The sequence below is a fragment of the Octadecabacter temperatus genome (assembly GCF_001187845.1).
In the GTDB taxonomy this organism is placed as follows: domain Bacteria; phylum Pseudomonadota; class Alphaproteobacteria; order Rhodobacterales; family Rhodobacteraceae; genus Octadecabacter; species Octadecabacter temperatus.
In genome coordinates this window covers 660873-676848 of record NZ_CP012160.1, presented here as the reverse complement: position 1 = coordinate 676848, position 15976 = coordinate 660873, and the positions used below count along the sequence as shown (strand labels likewise).

The following is a 15976-nucleotide window of genomic DNA, read 5'->3' as shown; positions in this document are numbered from 1 at the left end:
GCCTCGCGACCCTCAACCCACTTCTTGTGACATGACGTTTCACCAGATTGGATATGTCAGCCTTTGCGCAAAACGAAAAACAGCCGGTTGAACGCAAACAACACGCTGCCGTCATTTTCTTTCGGGTAAGCGTCCTCTAGCGCCTCGTCATACGCGGTAAGAAAGGCTGCTTCGGCGTCCTGCGATAGGTTCTCGACATAGGGACGCATCACCGTACTTTGCGTGAAATGCCGCACGGGGTGCCCGTGATCCACCGACGCAAGGGATTGCAGGTATTCGCTTTCCCAAACGCTGACCTCTCCGGCACCCTGAAGCAGGCGCATATAAACCTGCGGTTCTGAAACGGGTGGCGTGAAGTCATGTACGCCGGCAACTTTTCGTATCAAAGCGTGGCTGGGGGCCGCGTATTGGCGTGGCATTTGCACGGCGAGAGCCCCGCCGGGGACCAACTTCCCAATTAGATGATTCAACAATGCTGGGTGGTCTGAAAGCCAATTCAGACAAGCATTAGAAAAGATCAGCGCTGGCGGCGTTTCTGGCGCCCAAGTCGCCACATCTGCTTGCACAAGAGCGTCATAACCTTGCGCCTTAGCCAACATTGACGCTGATGCGTCTACGCCAATCAACCTGCGTCCTGCAAAGCGCTGGCGCAGAGCTGGGCCAACAGCCCCGTCCCCACACCCAAGGTCGATAACGTCCCCATCTGGCAATGCCCCAACCTGCGCCAGCAAATCCAATGCAGGGCGCAAACGAAGACCCCGAAAGCTGGCGTAGCTTACGGGGTCCCAGTCGTTTTTGTTCTCAGCGACCAATTAAGTGGTCTCTGGATTTAAGTCGCCTTTGGGCTTGCGCGGCTTGGTCTTTGGAACCGCCGTCGCCGAACTGCCAGACGTTGGCGGAATATCCAAACCATCGTCTTCATCGTCGCGGTTCAGCGTTTCACCCGCCATGACGCGCTTAATCTCAGCACCGGTCAGTGTTTCGTATTCCAACAGGCCTTGGCCCAGACGTTCGAACTCTTCGTTCTTCTCCGTCAGGATTTCCATCGCCTTCTGGAAGCCTTGGTCGATGAACGCTTTAACCTCATCTTCAATGACACCCTTAGTATCGGCCGAAACCGAGAACCCAGCAGTGTTCCCCTGATACCCTTCATGGGCTTCAGCGTAGTCGATGTTCCCGACTTTGTCGGACATGCCCCAACGCATGATCATTGCACGGGCCAACTGGCTGGCCTGCTGGATGTCACCGGCTGGGCCGTTGGACACTTGGTCTTCACCGTATTTGATCACTTCGGCGGCTTTACCAGCCATCGTCATCGCAAGTCGCTGATGGCACTCATCGCGGAACATATTCAGACGGTCCATTTCAGGCAAGCTCATCACCATGCCCAAGGCACCACCGCGCGGAATGATCGTCGCCTTATAGACGGGGTCACATTTCGGCAGCGTAATACCGACAACCGCATGGCCAGCCTCATGGTAAGCCGTCATTTCTTTTTGCGCGTCCGTCATGATCATAGAGCGGCGCTCGGCCCCCATCATGATCTTGTCTTTGGCGGATTCGAAATCAGCCATTGCAACAAACCGTCGCCCGACACGTGCTGCCGTCAGCGCAGCCTCGTTCACAAGGTTCGCAAGGTCCGCACCGGAAAATCCAGGGGAGCCACGTGCAATAATGCGCAGATCAACGTCAGGACCAAGCGGCACTTTACGCGCATGCACTCCGAGGATCTTCTCACGGCCTTTGATGTCTGGGTTGCCCACAGTCACGTTCCGGTCAAAACGACCCGGACGCAGCAACGCTGGGTCCAACACGTCTTTACGGTTGGTCGCGGCCAGAATGATCACGCCCTCATTGGATTCAAAGCCATCCATCTCAACCAAAAGCTGGTTCAATGTTTGCTCACGTTCGTCGTTGCCGCCGCCCATCCCAACACCACGAGCACGACCCACCGCATCGATCTCATCGATAAAGATAATGCACGGCGCGTTCTTTTTGGCCTGCTCGAACATGTCGCGCACTCGGGATGCACCAACACCAACGAACATTTCAACAAAGTCGGAACCGGAGATCGTGAAGAACGGTACACCCGCCTCACCCGCAATCGCGCGTGCCAGCAGTGTTTTACCCGTACCCGGAGGGCCAACAAGCAGCGCGCCTTTTGGAATTTTACCACCAAGGCGGCTGAACTTCTGCGGATTGCGCAAGAACTCAACGATCTCTTCCAGCTCTTCCTTGGCTTCATCAATGCCCGCAACATCATCAAACGTCACACGGCCTTCTTTTTCGGTCAGCATCTTGGCCTTGGATTTCCCAAAGCCCATCGCGCCACCTTTGCCACCACCCTGCATGCGGTTCATGAAGTAGATCCACACACCGATCAGCAACAGGAACGGCAACAGGCCGACAAGGAATGTCGTCAGGCCAGATTGCTCTTGGGATTCAGCGGTCAGTGGAACACCGTTTTCGATCAACAGGTTCGTCACTTCGGCGTCTTCCGGCAGAATTGCGAAATAGGTGCGGTTGTCGGAACCGCGGTAGCGGATGGTTTCGCCGTCGATATTGGCTTCCGCCACTGCGCCAGCCTCAACAGACTGCACAAATTCGGAATACATCTTCTCGTTGTTGGCTTGCGTACCCTGCCCTTGCCCGAACAGGTTGAACAGAGAAATGACCAGAACGAAAAGAACGACCCAGAAGGCCAGATTACGTGCGTTGCCCAAAGCGCGAGACTCCTTTGAAAAGCTTTTGGCCCTCAAACCACAGATTTGGGGGCCACGTCCATAAGATAGAGGCTAAAAAGCCGAGTTCAACGGGAAAGCAGGAAAGACTCGAAATCCGCGACAATGCGCGCGTTAAATCCGTTCTGTAGCCCTGCAACAGGCGCAGAAATGAGCGTTTCACCGTCAAAGACCGCAGGGGATGCCATTAGACTGCTGCGTGGCAGACCAACATCGCGCCAATCGGGCACGTCTTTAAGAGACTCACCAAGCGCGCGAATGCATAGATTAGGCGCATGCGGACCGTCGATGGCCCACCGATCCCAAACCTCATCGCTGCGCGTTTGTAACTCGCTGACCACCGCGTATTCCCGTGAAAACCGGACCACAGGCGCATCATCGCGACGCATCATCACGCCCGACAACGTGCGCGTCACGTTCTTTGGCCCCTCATTAGAGCCAAGGATTTGCAATAAACGCCATTGTTCCTTTCCACGCGGGTCATAGGCTTTCCCCCCAACCCAGCGTAGCAACGCCATGATCACCCGCCTGCGCCGTTCAAACGCGGGTCCGGGCAATTTTGTGAGATCGACCAGCGCGTCGCCATTATCAATCGTCACCGCACGGCGCAAAATTTCTGAGGTGTCGTCTTCCAACGCGGTTTGCGCGTCTCGAATATGACCAGCGGCTGCAGATAACTTCTCAACGCTCAGACCGGCCTGCGCCAGTTGCGGTAACAACTTGCGGATTTTCACGCGGTCATAGGTGTCATCATCGTTGCTAGGGTCATCGATCCAATCCTGCCCCAACTCGCCCAGCCACGTTCGTAAGTCTTCACGCTCAAACTTGGTCAGTGGTCTCGAGAATTGAATGCCATCTCGTTTGAAATCCGGTCGCATTTCAGCCAGCCCGGCCGTGCCAGAACCGCGTGCGATCCGCATCAGGAACGTCTCAGCCACATCATTCTGCGTATGACCCAGCAATACCGGAAGGTTCTTTTGCGTGCGCGCCCATTCGATCAGGGCAGCGTAGCGTGCATCCCGTGCGCGGGCCTGTAGCCCTGTCCCCTTCGTCAAATTCGGAACCGTCAATGTGGTGTGAAGTGCGCCATGTTTTTTGCATAGCTCCGCGACCCACTGCGCCTCAGCCGCGGCCTCGGGCCTTAACCCATGATCAACTGTAACCCCATGCACCGTCGCACCTTGTGTCGCAGCAAGCTCAACAGCGCCAAGCAAAAGCGCAACACTATCACTGCCACCGGAAACGGCGACAGCTACGGAATAATTCGAACGGTCATGATAGTGGTGGCAAAAATCGGCAATCGCCTGCGCAACAGCAGACAGATCGGCCTCAGCCACAGCCGAGTGTCGCCATCGCCTGTGCGGCTTCACCAACTTCCGGCGTACCCGGAAAGCGCGTCGCGACTTCGCCCAAAGTGACGCAGGCATCTTGCTGCTGCCCCAATGCCGCAAGCGACTTGCCGAGCTTGGTCAACGCGGCAGGTGCAACTGACCCTTCAGGGTTGCCGCTGAACGCCGCCAAATAGGCGCGCGCTGCATTGGTTGTCTCGCCCAATTGCTCAAACGCTTGACCGCGCAGGAAATGCGCATCGGCCGCTACAGGGCTGCCCGGATAGCTCTCATTGAAGGTCGCAAGGAGGTCAACGGCGCTGCGAAAGTCACCAGAGGCGAGCGCCTCCTGCGCCCGCGTGAAGTCTTCCTGTTCGCCAATCGCAAGCGACGGGCCAGAATTAGGTACGGTTTCAACTGCAGGGGCCGTTGGCTCAACATCAACACCACCAAGGGACGGCGTGTCACCAAGGGTGCCAATATCGCAGCCCGCTTCCAATTCGCACAGACGGAATTCAAGGTCGCCAATGCGGTTGGTGCCATCACGCGTGATGCGCGTGATACGGAATTCGAGTTCTTCGGTCTTGGATGTCAGACGTGTCAGCTCTGCCTCGATCGAGTTCAAACGATCCAGCGGCGTCGATCCAGTCGCGCCCTGCCCAGCCTGACCAGAGGCCACAAGCTCGCTGCGCAGCGCGGTCACATCACCATAAAGCGACGACAACTCAGTGCGAATATCAGCGAGTGTTTGATCTTGTGCAAAAGCCGCCCCTGCAGGGACGGCCATCGCTAGAATAAGTGCAAAAGTGCGAAACATGTCTTCCCCCAGAAAGAACTTAGCTATTCTGACCAATAGAAATGATGGTCACAGCGCGGCGGTTTTGCGCATAGCAGCTTTCGGCTGAACAGACCTCAAGTGGGCGTTCTTTACCATAAGACACGGTGCGAATTCGGCTTGCCGCCAGACCTTTGGACACCAGATACTCGCGCACTGCGTTGGCGCGACGTGCACCCAGTGCGAGGTTGTATTCACGTGTGCCCTGCTCGTCTGCGTGGCCTTCGATCACGGCGAGGTAATCGGAATTCGTAGCCAACCAACCGGCTTGCCCGTCCAAAGTTGCGCGACCTGCTGCTGTCAGCGTGGATGTATCGACTTCAAACAACACGCGATCGCCAATTGTTTGGCTAAAGAACTGCGGGCTGGATGGGTCGTTTGCGCCTGTCAGACCAGTTTGGTCAATGTTGACTGGCGTGTTCAAACCGTTCTGCGCGTTCAGATCAACCGCGTCGGCGTTGTCAAACCTGTCAGCGTTGGTACAGGCGCTTAGCGTCAATGCGCCAATCACCAGTGCGGCTTTGATAAAATGTTTCATGGGTCTGTCCCGTTATTTTTTTGTTTGCTCGTTGCGGCGACTCTATCACGCCTTTTTGCAATTGAGAATCGCGAATGCGTGATCGCGCCCTTTTACCGCTGCAAGGGCCCCCACGACGGATCAGAGCCACCTTGTGGCGTGCTGACGCGGCGCAGGTTGCGGCCCGTGATATCAACAGAATAAAGCGCAGTCGTACCGTTTTCACCTTGGGTTTCCCGCCCGAACATGATGACGCGACCGTTTGGCGCCCATGTCGGACCCTCATCCAAGAAGGACGAGGTCAAAAGACGTTCTTCGGTTCCATCGGTGCGCATTACGCCAATGTGGAAGCGGCCGGACTCTTGCTTGGTAAAGGCGATCAAATCACCGCGCGGGGACCAAACAGGGGTGCCATAACGCCCATTTCCAAAGGAAATACGTTGTGGTTCGCCACCATTGGCCGACATGACATATAGCTGCTGGGTGCCGGAGCGGTCGCTTTCAAACACGATCTGGCTGCCATCTGGGCTAAAGCTTGGTGCGGTTTCGATTGCAGGTGTGTTGGTCAGTCGGGTGTTTTGACCCGTCGCCAAATCCGTGCGGTAGATGTCTGTGTTGCCGCCGTTGATGAGGCTGTAAATCACCTGACGCCCATCAAGGCTAAAGCGCGGCGAGAACGCCATATCGCCCGGCGCAGTCGTCAATTGTTGGCGGCCAACGGTTGCGACATCAAGTACGTTGATGCGCGGAAATCCGCTTTCATAACTGGTATATAGCACGCGATCGCCCGTTGCCGAGAAACGCGGCGCCAGCACAATCGCGCTGCTGTCGGTCAAATACTGCACATTCGCGCCGTCGTAATCCATGATCGCAAGACGTTTTGCGCGGTCATCCTTAGGGCCAGTTTCTGCGACATAAACGATGCGGCTGTCGAAATATCCGGCCTCACCCGTGATGCGGGAGTAAACGACATCTGCCACTTTATGCGACATACGACGCCAGCCATCGGTGGTGCCTGCAAACTGCAACCCCTCACCCATTTCAGCGCCTGAGAACACATCATAAAGGCGGAATTTCACGGTCACTTGGCTGCCATTCACCGCCACAGCGCCCGTCACCAACGCCTGCGCATTGATCGCGCGCCAATCGGCGAATTCAATCGGACTGCCGAAACCTGCCGGAGTAGAGATGAACGATGAACTTTGGATCTGGCGGAACAAGCCCGTGCCATTCAAATCTTCTGCGATCACACGGCTGATATCGGCAGCCATCTGTTCGGACCCAGCAACTTCCGCTTGAAAGTTTGGTATCGCAAAGGGCAGCGCCTCGATCACACCATCGCGCAACGTTAGGCGTAGCGGTTCCTGCGCTTGCGCAGCAGTGACGGAAACAAGTGCGATCATCATCGCGGCGATTGCGGTCATTAATTTGGTCATCATGGCGCGTATACTCACTTAATTACCCCTCTTTTCAACGGGGAGTTTTTTGCTCGGCGGATCACTGCACGCCACTTTTCGCTCATTCCAGCCCTGTGGCCGTCTTTCGATCTATGGAACATAGTAAAAGAACCTGATTTCAACGAACTGCCACTGCGAAAACTGATCGAGCGGCAAGTCATACCCATTCTGGCCGCACCGCGTAATCGCACGGCGCGCAGCTTCAAGCGCTTGCGCTTCGCCTGCACGGCCAGATGGCGCGCTGAGTTGAATGGTTTGCGCAAACGGGCGCGTGTTCGGTGCCATTTGAAAACTGACCGCTGCAAACGCAACGGGCCTACTGGTGTTACCACCGGGGCTATAACACTGAGCAATCTGCGCCTGAAAACTATCCAGCCAAACTTGGCTTCCAAGGCTCGGGCCGCTTTGTTGGGTTTCCGTGCCATGATCGGCCGCCGCAATGGTCGCCAAAAGCGAAAGAATTATTGCCAAGACCCGCATTACCGCTGCCTCATCGCTGTTGGATCAACCGTTAAAATCACGCGCTGCCATTGCTCGTACTGTTCGGGCGGAAGGTCGTAACCCGTGTCCCCTGTGCAGCGTAGCAAGGCGCGGCGTGCTGTTTGGAACGCCGCATCCGCGTCCGCCGCACTTCCACCTGTGAACCCATCTAGGCGAACAGATCCGCTAACGGGGCGGCCATCTGGCGTCATATCAAAGACCATATCAATGATGGTGTTTTGCGCGCCTGTGGACAGGGTGCCTGTATTCCAACACCCCCCGACTTGGCGCAGGAAGCCGGATTTATCGCCATCCGACAATTGCCCACCTGACAGACCAGGGGTCGGTGTGGTGGATGGTTCAGGCGTGGTAGTTTCCGCAGCGCCCGCTTCGGCCAAAGCCGCCGCAACTGGATCAACCGCATCCTCACTCGGCGTTTCAGCCACAGGCGTAGAGCGTTGAGGTCGCGTTTGTGGGCGCGATGAAATCTCAGGCGCGAATGCGGGCTCTTCTGCTTCCGTCACGATCTGATCCGCAGCCTCTTCTGGGGCGGTTGTTTCATCGACGGGTTCGGTTACTTCTTCAACAGGCGCATCAGATTGCTCCGTCGCGGCCTGTGCTACTTCTGGCGCAACAGTCGCGTCTGGCTCTGGCGGAGCGACAATTTCGGGTGCGACACGTGTTGCGGGCCGCGGAACAGGGCGCAGACTGCTACCCAGCTCGGCTGACGGCGGCGGCGCGACAATTGTTGGCGTATCAGGAATATCCGGCGCGACGTCTGTCACGACAGTTTCCGGCACCGTCAAATCAGGTGCTTCAGGCGGGGTTTCGGGCGCAGGTGGTTCAACAGGCTGAGGGGGCTCTGCGACCTCGGGCGGTGTTTCCACCTCAGGTGCTGGTGGCGTTACATCCTCAACAACAGGCTGTTCGATCTCGGCAGGTTCACTTGGCGGCAATTCAGGCTGCACCCCTTGCGTCATCGCCGCGAAGTCAGCGCCCGACACAACAGACACTTCCGTCACCTCAAACGGCAACGGCTCCGAGGACATGCCCCAGCCGACAACCATCCACACGACCAACGCCGCGTGTCCCGTGCCTGAAAGATAGGTGCCGACGCTCATGTGCGTTTACCCGTCTGACCCGTCCAACGTCGGGCCACCAATGTCTGTCACCAGACCAATGTTGTTAAATCCGGCCGCGTTCAACGCACCCATGATCTGCGCCACTTCGTTCCACGCATTCACACCATCAGCCCGCAGGAAAATCTGGTCGCTGTCGCGCTCATCCGCAATCCCGCGCAGGCGCGTTACCAGATCAGAACGATCAACTTCGGTTTCCTGAATGAACACACCACCTTCAGCCGTTAGCGTCACGGTTAGCGGCTCTTCTTGTGGCGTTGGCAATGCGCTGGCGGCCGTTTCTGGCGTTTGCACAGGAACACCGACGACGGACAAAGGTGCCGCCACCATGAAAATAATCAACAACACCAACATTACGTCCACAAACGGCGTGACGTTAATCTCGCTCATTGGCATGGAACGACGGCCGCGACGACGTGCGCGTCGACCGCCCCCACCGTCGGCTTGTTTCATGACACCCGCGCCCATTTAGCTGTCCAACTGACGGCTAAGGATCGTAGCAAACTCATCAGCAAAGGCTTCATAGCCACTGACAATCCGGTCCGCATCGGCGCTAAGTTTGTTATAGTAGATAACCGCTGGGATCGCGGCGAACAGGCCGAGACCCGTAGCAAGCAACGCTTCGGCAATACCAGGCGCAACGACTGCAAGGTTTGTGTTCTGCTGTTCCGCGATTTCAATGAAGGCGTTCATGATACCGATGACAGTACCAAACAACCCGATAAACGGAGCGGCGGAGCCTACCGTGGCCAGCACAGTCAGCCCGCGCTGCAGGCTTTCGGTTTCTTTGGCAATCGCCACATCCATGTTGCGATCAATACGCGATGTCGCGCCAGCAATCAGCCCGCCATCTTGGCGGTGCGAGCGGCGCCATTCCAGCATACCGGACGCGAAAATCTTTTCAGACTGGCCCTTCGGCGTTGCGCCGATCTTGTCGAACAGCTCGTCCAGTGGATTGCCAGACCAAAACGCCTCGTCAAACACCCGCGCTTCGGCGCGCGCTTTGCGGTATTGCACCCATTTGTCCACGATCACCGCCCAACACCACACGGATGCGACGAGAAGAATAATCATGACAAATTGTACGGGAATAGTCGCGTGGGCAAACATGCCCCACAAAGTGAAATCTGGTTCCATAACGCCTGCTCTGCTCTATCGGGCCGATTTTCGGCCTCTGATTAAAACCAGATGTAGCTTAGCTTGCACAAGATTGCCAACAAAACGCGCACAAATCGGCGTTAGGGCGCGTTTTCAGTGAAGATTTCGGCGAAAAGCCGCCGGAAGACGGGCCGGCGCGCCCGCTTCGTTGATCGCAACAATGGTCACGAGTGCGCTAAACAGTGCCACGCCATCACGTTCAACCACTTGGCGCACAATCAGACGCGCACCCGTCACGGCCTCAACATCGGTCGTCACAATTAGCTCGTCGTCATACCGCGCAGGTGCATGATAATCCGCCTCAACACGGCGCACCGCAAAGACAACGCCCTCGTCCCGCTTCATCGCGACCTGATCGATCCCCATCTCACGCACCCATTCACTGCGGCCCCGTTCGATGAATTTAAGGTAGTTGGCATAATAAACGATGCCGCCAAAATCGGTGTCTTCATAATAGACGCGCACGGGAAAACGATGTGTCATTGCGGAACCTCAATCCTAGCGGCCAAACGCAAGGCATGGCTGGCGTCCTGCGCCACGGCGGGCATCACAGGGTCATAAACCGCGCGGATTACTTCGGCGATGTCGGGGCGCAAAACCGTCTTGCCGTCGGCCATCGCCAACGGGTTCGTCGTCTTGAACGCAACATCCGACCACAAAACAATCGCCTGCACCGCCTGCCCCAAGGCAAGCGCCTCGGCGGGCACCTGTTCCAATGCGGCGTCCATGCGTAGAAAAATGAAACAAGCCTTGATCGCGCCCGCCTCATCAAACCGGAATATCCGGTACTGATTGGCATCCGCTTTGATCAACCGCGTGACAACATCCCCCAGCTCCGGCACCAAACGATCCAGATCAGGCACGCCCGTCAGCTCATCCCAATCGCGGCAGAACAGCATCATGACATTGACGCCAAGCTCAGCGTCCATCTCATCCATCTGGTGCCCGGCCATCAAGCAAACCACCTCAAACGCGCCTTTCAACAAGGCCACGGTGTCGTCTTCAACACCAAACACCACAGGCACAATCGGGCGACCCCAACGGGCGCAGAGGTAACTGCCGTCAGAGCGAGTGAAGAGGGGTTCAATATCAGAGGCGTTCATCATGTCGCCCTTGTTACGCCATTCACAATTGATCGAAAACCCCGCCTCGCAGCCACCCAGAAGTCCGCTATGCGGGACTTTCCCGCCGTTAGAATGCTGGGTACGTGCGTCTTCTCATGGCCCTAAGCGGTCATTGGTCAGACAGGTGCGGCACGGTTGAGGCAGGTGGTTTTTTGCAGGGGCCATTCAGGCGAAACTACACGGTAAGGTTGCTCCTGGTGCACGTAAGTAAGCGCCACCTGCGGCGCGTCGGAACACCCCGAACGGTTTCGCTAGATCAAGAAATCAGCCACATCCGTCAGACCCGTGATGTTCATGAACGTCAAGTCACTGACCCCGTCACTTAGCATGGTGTTCGTGCCATCATCGCTGGCAATGAACCATGCGCCCTCGTTCAACACATCGACCGTATCAAGGCCCGATTCAAAGTTGAAAATCACAAAATCCTCCACGGTGCCATTAAAGATCAATGTATCCGCCGCCAAGTCCCCATAGGGGAGAGAGAGGTTTCCGGACGGGTTGCCAAGCGCAACGCCGCTATTTGAGCCACCCGTCACATTGCCGTCAAACGTGATCGTGTCAGCACCCTCACCAGCATAGATCACAACAGACCCTGCAACACTGCCGAACGTGATTGCGTCGTCGCCCAACCCGGCTTCGATAAGGACTAAACCGCCGTTTTGCGCAGCATTATCGCCAATTATGATCGTATCAACACCGGAACCTGTTCTGATATCGATCGAACCGCCGTCACTGCCGGCGTTGTCCCCAAATGTGACCGTGTCATTTCCGCTAGAACCGCGGACGTCGACGTCCCCATTGTCAAAACCTGCATCATTCCCAAATGTGATGATGTCATCTCCTGCACCGCCGAGGACCGCCACAGTGCCATTTATCGCGCCTGCGTTGTCCCCAAAGGTAAATGTATCAGCCAGACTTGATCCAGATACGTATGTCGGAACGCCGGCATTCGTATAATCGTGGTGATGGGCAACCGCGACGGTCACGTCTTGGGTGACGGATGCACCAAACAGATCCGTCGCAGTCACGGCAATCGTATGATCGCCGACTGCGCTTGGCGACGCGGGGTTCGTCAGGGTCAAAACCCCGTTCGTAAGGGTGAAGTTGCTAAACAGCCCCGTCGCCGAAATAGTAAACGTATCGCCAGACGCGGCGTTGGCATCCCCAAACAACGTGTTGAGGTCTTGGGAATAGACACTGACAGGAGCCAGTGACCCAACGGCTGCGCTGTCCAGAATTGTTGTTGCACCGGTAAAGGTTGGTGCGACGTTCATTTCGAGGCCCGACACAAGGTCGGCGGCTGCGACGCCTGCAGCCCCTGTCACTGTGAAACTTTGCCCGTTCGTGCTGAACACAGCATCGCCAGACACGTCGGCAACGGTCCAGATATTCCCAGTTTGGCCCGCAAAGGTGATGGTGTCATCCCCGTTAACCCAGTTGTTGATAACCGTGTTGGCCCCCGTCGCGCCGAGGAATATCAGCGCGTCGGACTCGCTGTCCGCGCCCAAATCAACGGTCAAATCGGCAATGCCGCTGCCGAGGGTGATCGCATCCGCACCCATGCCCACATCGATCGACACACCCGTTTCGTAGAAGTCGACATCAAAGCTCGCGATGGAAATGACATCTGCGCCAGCGCCGCTGATCAGCGACCAAAAACCGCCTTCTTCGACCTCAACTTGGTCGAACATCATCGTGTCGCCAAGGCTTGTCCCTGTGAGATATAAACCCCCATAGAACGGCGCAGATACATCACCGTAGTTGTTGTTAATGGCCACAGAAACGCTGAGGTTTTGGGACACCGTCGCCCCTAAACTATCGGTTGCTAGGATCGTGATGGTGTGATCGCCCGCAGTCGTAAGAGCATTTGTCGCGCTCAGAACGCCGCCCACCAAAGAAAAGCCAGTCGGCAGGTTGCTTGAGCTCAAAGTCAGGGAGTCACCCGACGCACTATTTGCATCCGCGAACAGCGCGTTCAGGTCTTGCGAATAGGCTGCGCCGCCGGTTCCGACAACGCCATTGGGCAGGGTGGTTGTCGCGCCTTCAAATGTTGGTGCTTGGTTGATTTCCAAGCCCGAAACGATGTCGCCGCCTGCAACGCCTGCGGCCCCGACAACTGTGAAGCTTTGCGTTCCGTCAGCGCTGACAAAAACACGGTCGCCGCCATTATCGCTCACGGTCCAAATCACACCGGGTTGTGCGGCAAAGTTAATTGTATCTTCGCCCTGATCCCAGTTGGTGATTGTCGCGTCTCTGACTGTTCCGCCAAACGTGAGCGTATCAACGTCCGTATCATCTCCAAGGTCGATCGATAGAACGCCCGCGCCTGTACCAAATTGGATTACATCCGCACCAAGCCCGCCACTCACAAGTGTTGGAACGGTGCCCGATGTGGCGCCAATGGAAATGGTGTCGACGCCGGACCCGCCGGTAATCGACAAAGCATCATAATTGTCGCCAATCGTGACGGAATTGGTGCCATCGCCTGTCGCGATGGTAAATTGGACAACACTATCAATGACAGCGTCCCCTACAACAATGGTGTCGTTCCCGTCACCTGTCACAATCTCTATGTCGCTGGTTGCGTTGGAATACGTCACATCGCCAAATGTGATGGTATTGTTGCCGCTTCCGCCGTCTACCTCGAACTCCGTTGCACTCAACCCCGTATTGTCGCCAAATGAAATGACATCATCACCCGACCCACCGTATACGTCAAAGTCGTGGGCGAAGTAAGCGACTTCATCACCAAAGGTAATCGTATCGTCACCCGCGCCACCATCCACATCAAAGTCGGTCGCACCGGCCGCGGTAGGAATGCCCCAATCGCTGATGGAATTATCAAAGGTGATTATATCATTCCCGTTACCGCCAGAGATATCAGTTGTCCCCGAGTCCGCACCGAAACCCAATGCAAATGTTAGGATATCATCACCGTCACCGCCCGCGATTGAAGCGACGGAATAGCCGCCACTGACTTCACGATCGAAATAATTCAGATGATCGAATGCCAAAATGTCATCGCCGTCGCCTCCGTCGACCAATATATTCGCATAATATCCAAGGCTTCCGAAAGTGATCGTGTCTGACCCAGCGCCAGCGTCCACTTCGATCAGACCAGGATCAGGATAACCAGCCCCGGCTTGGTGGCCAAAGATGACTGTGTCATCGCCCCCGAACAATTCCAGTGACACATTCTCTGCATAAACGCCATATTGGAGATGATCTGCATGGCTTGACCCAGGAAGCGGGTCGGTTAAATCGATATGACGACTATAGTAATCCCCATAATTGTAGTTCAACGAAACGACGAATGAGATGACGTGGGTTGTGCTTGCCGACAGATCATTGTTTTGCATGACGACTGTTACATCATAGTCCCCGGCCGCCCAAATACCAACAGTGCCTCCGTAAATATACCCAACATCTAAGGAGAAGCTCGCATCGGCTAAAAAGAAGGGATTATTGTCATTGGTGAAAAGCGAAAGTATGTCGAAATAAAATGTATGCAAGCCATTGTGGTCGTTGTCGACACCAAGGAAAATTTGAGCTTCGCCAACATAAACCGGCGCGGAATCGGTGCGCCCGTCGATGGTGACTGTCACTTCGGTTTCCACGCCGTCTGTGGTGATCGCAGTAAAGCTGTCGGTCAGGGTTTCACCGGCTTCCAGCGATTGAATAGCCACCTGATTATTGGTTGCGCTGTAGGTCCACGTGCCGTCCGCAAGCAGGGTGAACAGGCCCAGCCCGTTGTCGCCCGCCACGCTGGTCTGCGTGACAAAATCCGTCGCACCGCGGTAGTCATCAACCAGATCAATGGTGCCCGCCGCAACCAATGTCGCAGCCTCGTCTTCTGTGACGTCGTCTGTCGTCCCGCCTGTCACGATCTCAAGGCCGCGCACATCTTCAAACGTCTGCGTGCCATCGTCGAGCGTCGTTTCCACGTAAATCAACGCACCGCTGACTGTATCATAGACCTTTTCAATCGTGTTCCAGACGGCGGCATTCAAAACATCCGTCAAAAGCCGGGACTGCACGACACCATCCGTGTAATTGCTTTCAATTGTGATGCCATCATCTCGCGTAACCACTTTGGTCGCGATAAGCCCGTTCGCATCAAATGTAGACACCTGAGTGTCCCATGAATAGGCATTCGAAACGTCATCAATGGTCGTCGAGGCCAACACGCCATCGATGTAGGTTGCAGTCAATTCGCGACCGTCATCATAGATCACTTCACGGCTGTTCAATTGACCGTTTACCCCATAGTCAAGCTGGTGCGTGCTCCATGCCATGACGTCATCGGCATCGGTCCAGTTAATTTGACTGCGAACACCATCCGTAAAGTCAGTCACTTTGATGCGCCCGTCATCATACTCGAACGTGCGCTGGTCGAGGACACCAGTCGCGTCATAGAGGCTGGTTCGACTGTCCCATGTGTAGATGTCGGCGGTGTCAAAGGCCGTTATGGTCTGCCCCAGCGGTCCAAGTTTGGGGCCTGACACGACAACAGTTGAATCATCATATGTCGTGGTGATCGTTAGCAATTCGCCTGTCATTACGTCCCAAGTGTAGACTTTCGTTGCCCAGTTCGCAGTGTCGCCAAGGTCCGTTACCGTGCGTTGACTGCGCAGGCCGTTGACATAATCTGTCTCCGCCGTCCGACCGTTATCGTAAGTGAACGTGACAGACGCTAAACGGCCTGCTGAATCGAAAGTCTGTGCTTTGCTCGCCCACGTGTATTCATTATCGACGTCCGAGACCGTGCGCGTGGCGTTCACGCCATCCGCATAGGAGGTCGTTATGCTGCGGCCATCGTCCATAATGAGTGTCTGGCTGGTCTTCAGGCCAGTGGTGTCGCTGTATAAGGTGGTAATGGTTGTCCAAGGTGCCACGTTAAGAGGGTCAATGATCTCAGCGTTGGTAACAACCCCGTCGTTTATGGTCGTGGTGCGGACCCGACCATCGTCAAAGGTCGTTGTCTGACCGACCAGAAAGCCATCTAAGTCGACGTAAGACGTTATTTCCGACCAAGTGTAGAGTTCAGACGTGTCGAATGTTGTGAAACTTGACAAATTGGCACCTGCATAATTCTGCGTCAGTAAAACGAAATGGCCAAATGCCATTGGTGTTGATCAACAATTAACGCTTATTGCCACAAGTTTGAGATTTTTCCTAAAAGTTTCGAACCTCCCTT

The 15976-nt window shown here is 55.8% G+C and carries 13 protein-coding genes; all 13 read right to left on the bottom strand.

Going from position 1 to position 15976, the window contains the following annotated elements; translation table 11 throughout:
- Window positions 1–56 precede the first annotated feature (56 nt).
- Window positions 57–812, bottom strand: a complete 756-nt coding sequence (locus tag OSB_RS03525) for a methyltransferase domain-containing protein (RefSeq protein WP_049833689.1) — start codon at window positions 810–812, stop codon at window positions 57–59.
- Entirely contained in the window at window positions 813–2723 is a 1911-nt protein-coding gene (gene ftsH / locus OSB_RS03520) for an ATP-dependent zinc metalloprotease FtsH (RefSeq protein WP_049833688.1), read from the bottom strand.
- An 86-nt stretch (window positions 2724–2809) separates the two neighbouring features.
- Window positions 2810–4078, bottom strand: coding sequence for a tRNA lysidine(34) synthetase TilS (gene tilS / locus OSB_RS03515; protein ID WP_049833687.1), 1269 nt, complete (start codon window positions 4076–4078; stop codon window positions 2810–2812).
- The gene (gene ybgF / locus OSB_RS03510) at window positions 4071–4886 is read right to left on the bottom strand and encodes a tol-pal system protein YbgF (protein ID WP_049833686.1); all 816 of its coding nucleotides are present in this window, start codon (window positions 4884–4886) and stop codon (window positions 4071–4073) included. Before ybgF ends, tilS begins: the two co-directional genes overlap by 8 nt.
- 19 nt (window positions 4887–4905) lie before the next feature.
- On the bottom strand, window positions 4906–5442 hold the full coding sequence (gene pal / locus OSB_RS03505; RefSeq protein ID WP_049833685.1) for a peptidoglycan-associated lipoprotein Pal: 537 nt from the start codon (window positions 5440–5442) through the stop codon (window positions 4906–4908).
- A gap of 92 nt (window positions 5443–5534) precedes the next feature.
- Window positions 5535–6857 carry a Tol-Pal system beta propeller repeat protein TolB gene (gene tolB / locus OSB_RS03500; RefSeq protein ID WP_412457890.1) on the bottom strand — a complete coding sequence of 441 codons (1323 nt, stop codon included), beginning with the start codon at window positions 6855–6857 and terminating at the stop codon, window positions 5535–5537.
- Window positions 6858–6968: 111 nt separating this feature from the next.
- Window positions 6969–7358 (bottom strand): hypothetical protein, encoded by a 390-nt coding sequence (locus OSB_RS03495; RefSeq protein ID WP_049833683.1) that lies wholly within the window; start codon window positions 7356–7358, stop codon window positions 6969–6971.
- Window positions 7358–8479, bottom strand: a complete 1122-nt coding sequence (locus OSB_RS03490) for a hypothetical protein (protein ID WP_049833682.1) — start codon at window positions 8477–8479, stop codon at window positions 7358–7360. The genes OSB_RS03495 and OSB_RS03490 overlap by 1 nt, the downstream gene beginning before the upstream one ends.
- Before the next feature lie 6 nt (window positions 8480–8485).
- Window positions 8486–8965, bottom strand: a complete 480-nt coding sequence (locus tag OSB_RS03485; protein WP_049833681.1) for an ExbD/TolR family protein — start codon at window positions 8963–8965, stop codon at window positions 8486–8488.
- The gene (gene tolQ / locus OSB_RS03480) at window positions 8966–9634 is read right to left on the bottom strand and encodes a protein TolQ (protein WP_049833680.1); all 669 of its coding nucleotides are present in this window, start codon (window positions 9632–9634) and stop codon (window positions 8966–8968) included. It lies immediately after the preceding gene.
- A gap of 114 nt (window positions 9635–9748) precedes the next feature.
- Window positions 9749–10138 carry a tol-pal system-associated acyl-CoA thioesterase gene (gene ybgC, locus OSB_RS03475; protein WP_049833679.1) on the bottom strand — a complete coding sequence of 130 codons (390 nt, stop codon included), beginning with the start codon at window positions 10136–10138 and terminating at the stop codon, window positions 9749–9751.
- Entirely contained in the window at window positions 10135–10761 is a 627-nt protein-coding gene (locus OSB_RS03470) for a hypothetical protein (protein WP_049833678.1), read from the bottom strand. Before OSB_RS03470 ends, ybgC begins: the two co-directional genes overlap by 4 nt.
- 269 nt (window positions 10762–11030) lie before the next feature.
- Window positions 11031–15854 carry a beta strand repeat-containing protein gene (locus tag OSB_RS03465; RefSeq protein WP_158454102.1) on the bottom strand — a complete coding sequence of 1608 codons (4824 nt, stop codon included), beginning with the start codon at window positions 15852–15854 and terminating at the stop codon, window positions 11031–11033.
- Window positions 15855–15976 lie beyond the last annotated feature (122 nt).

Bases quoted from the DNA above. Each gene is read 5' to 3' on its own strand.
- ybgF (WP_049833686.1), bottom strand. From the start codon at position 4,886: ATGTTTCGCACTTTTGCACTTATTCTAGCGATGGCCGTCCCTGCAGGG.
- ybgC (WP_049833679.1), bottom strand. From the start codon at position 10,138: ATGACACATCGTTTTCCCGTGCGCGTCTATTATGAAGACACCGATTTT.
- tolB (WP_412457890.1), bottom strand. From the start codon at position 6,857: ATGACCAAATTAATGACCGCAATCGCCGCGATGATGATCGCACTTGTT.
- OSB_RS03490 (WP_049833682.1), bottom strand. From the start codon at position 8,479: ATGAGCGTCGGCACCTATCTTTCAGGCACGGGACACGCGGCGTTGGTC.
- pal (WP_049833685.1), bottom strand. From the start codon at position 5,442: ATGAAACATTTTATCAAAGCCGCACTGGTGATTGGCGCATTGACGCTA.
- tolQ (WP_049833680.1), bottom strand. From the start codon at position 9,634: ATGGAACCAGATTTCACTTTGTGGGGCATGTTTGCCCACGCGACTATT.
- OSB_RS03485 (WP_049833681.1), bottom strand. From the start codon at position 8,965: ATGGGCGCGGGTGTCATGAAACAAGCCGACGGTGGGGGCGGTCGACGC.
- OSB_RS03470 (WP_049833678.1), bottom strand. From the start codon at position 10,761: ATGATGAACGCCTCTGATATTGAACCCCTCTTCACTCGCTCTGACGGC.
- OSB_RS03495 (WP_049833683.1), bottom strand. From the start codon at position 7,358: ATGCGGGTCTTGGCAATAATTCTTTCGCTTTTGGCGACCATTGCGGCG.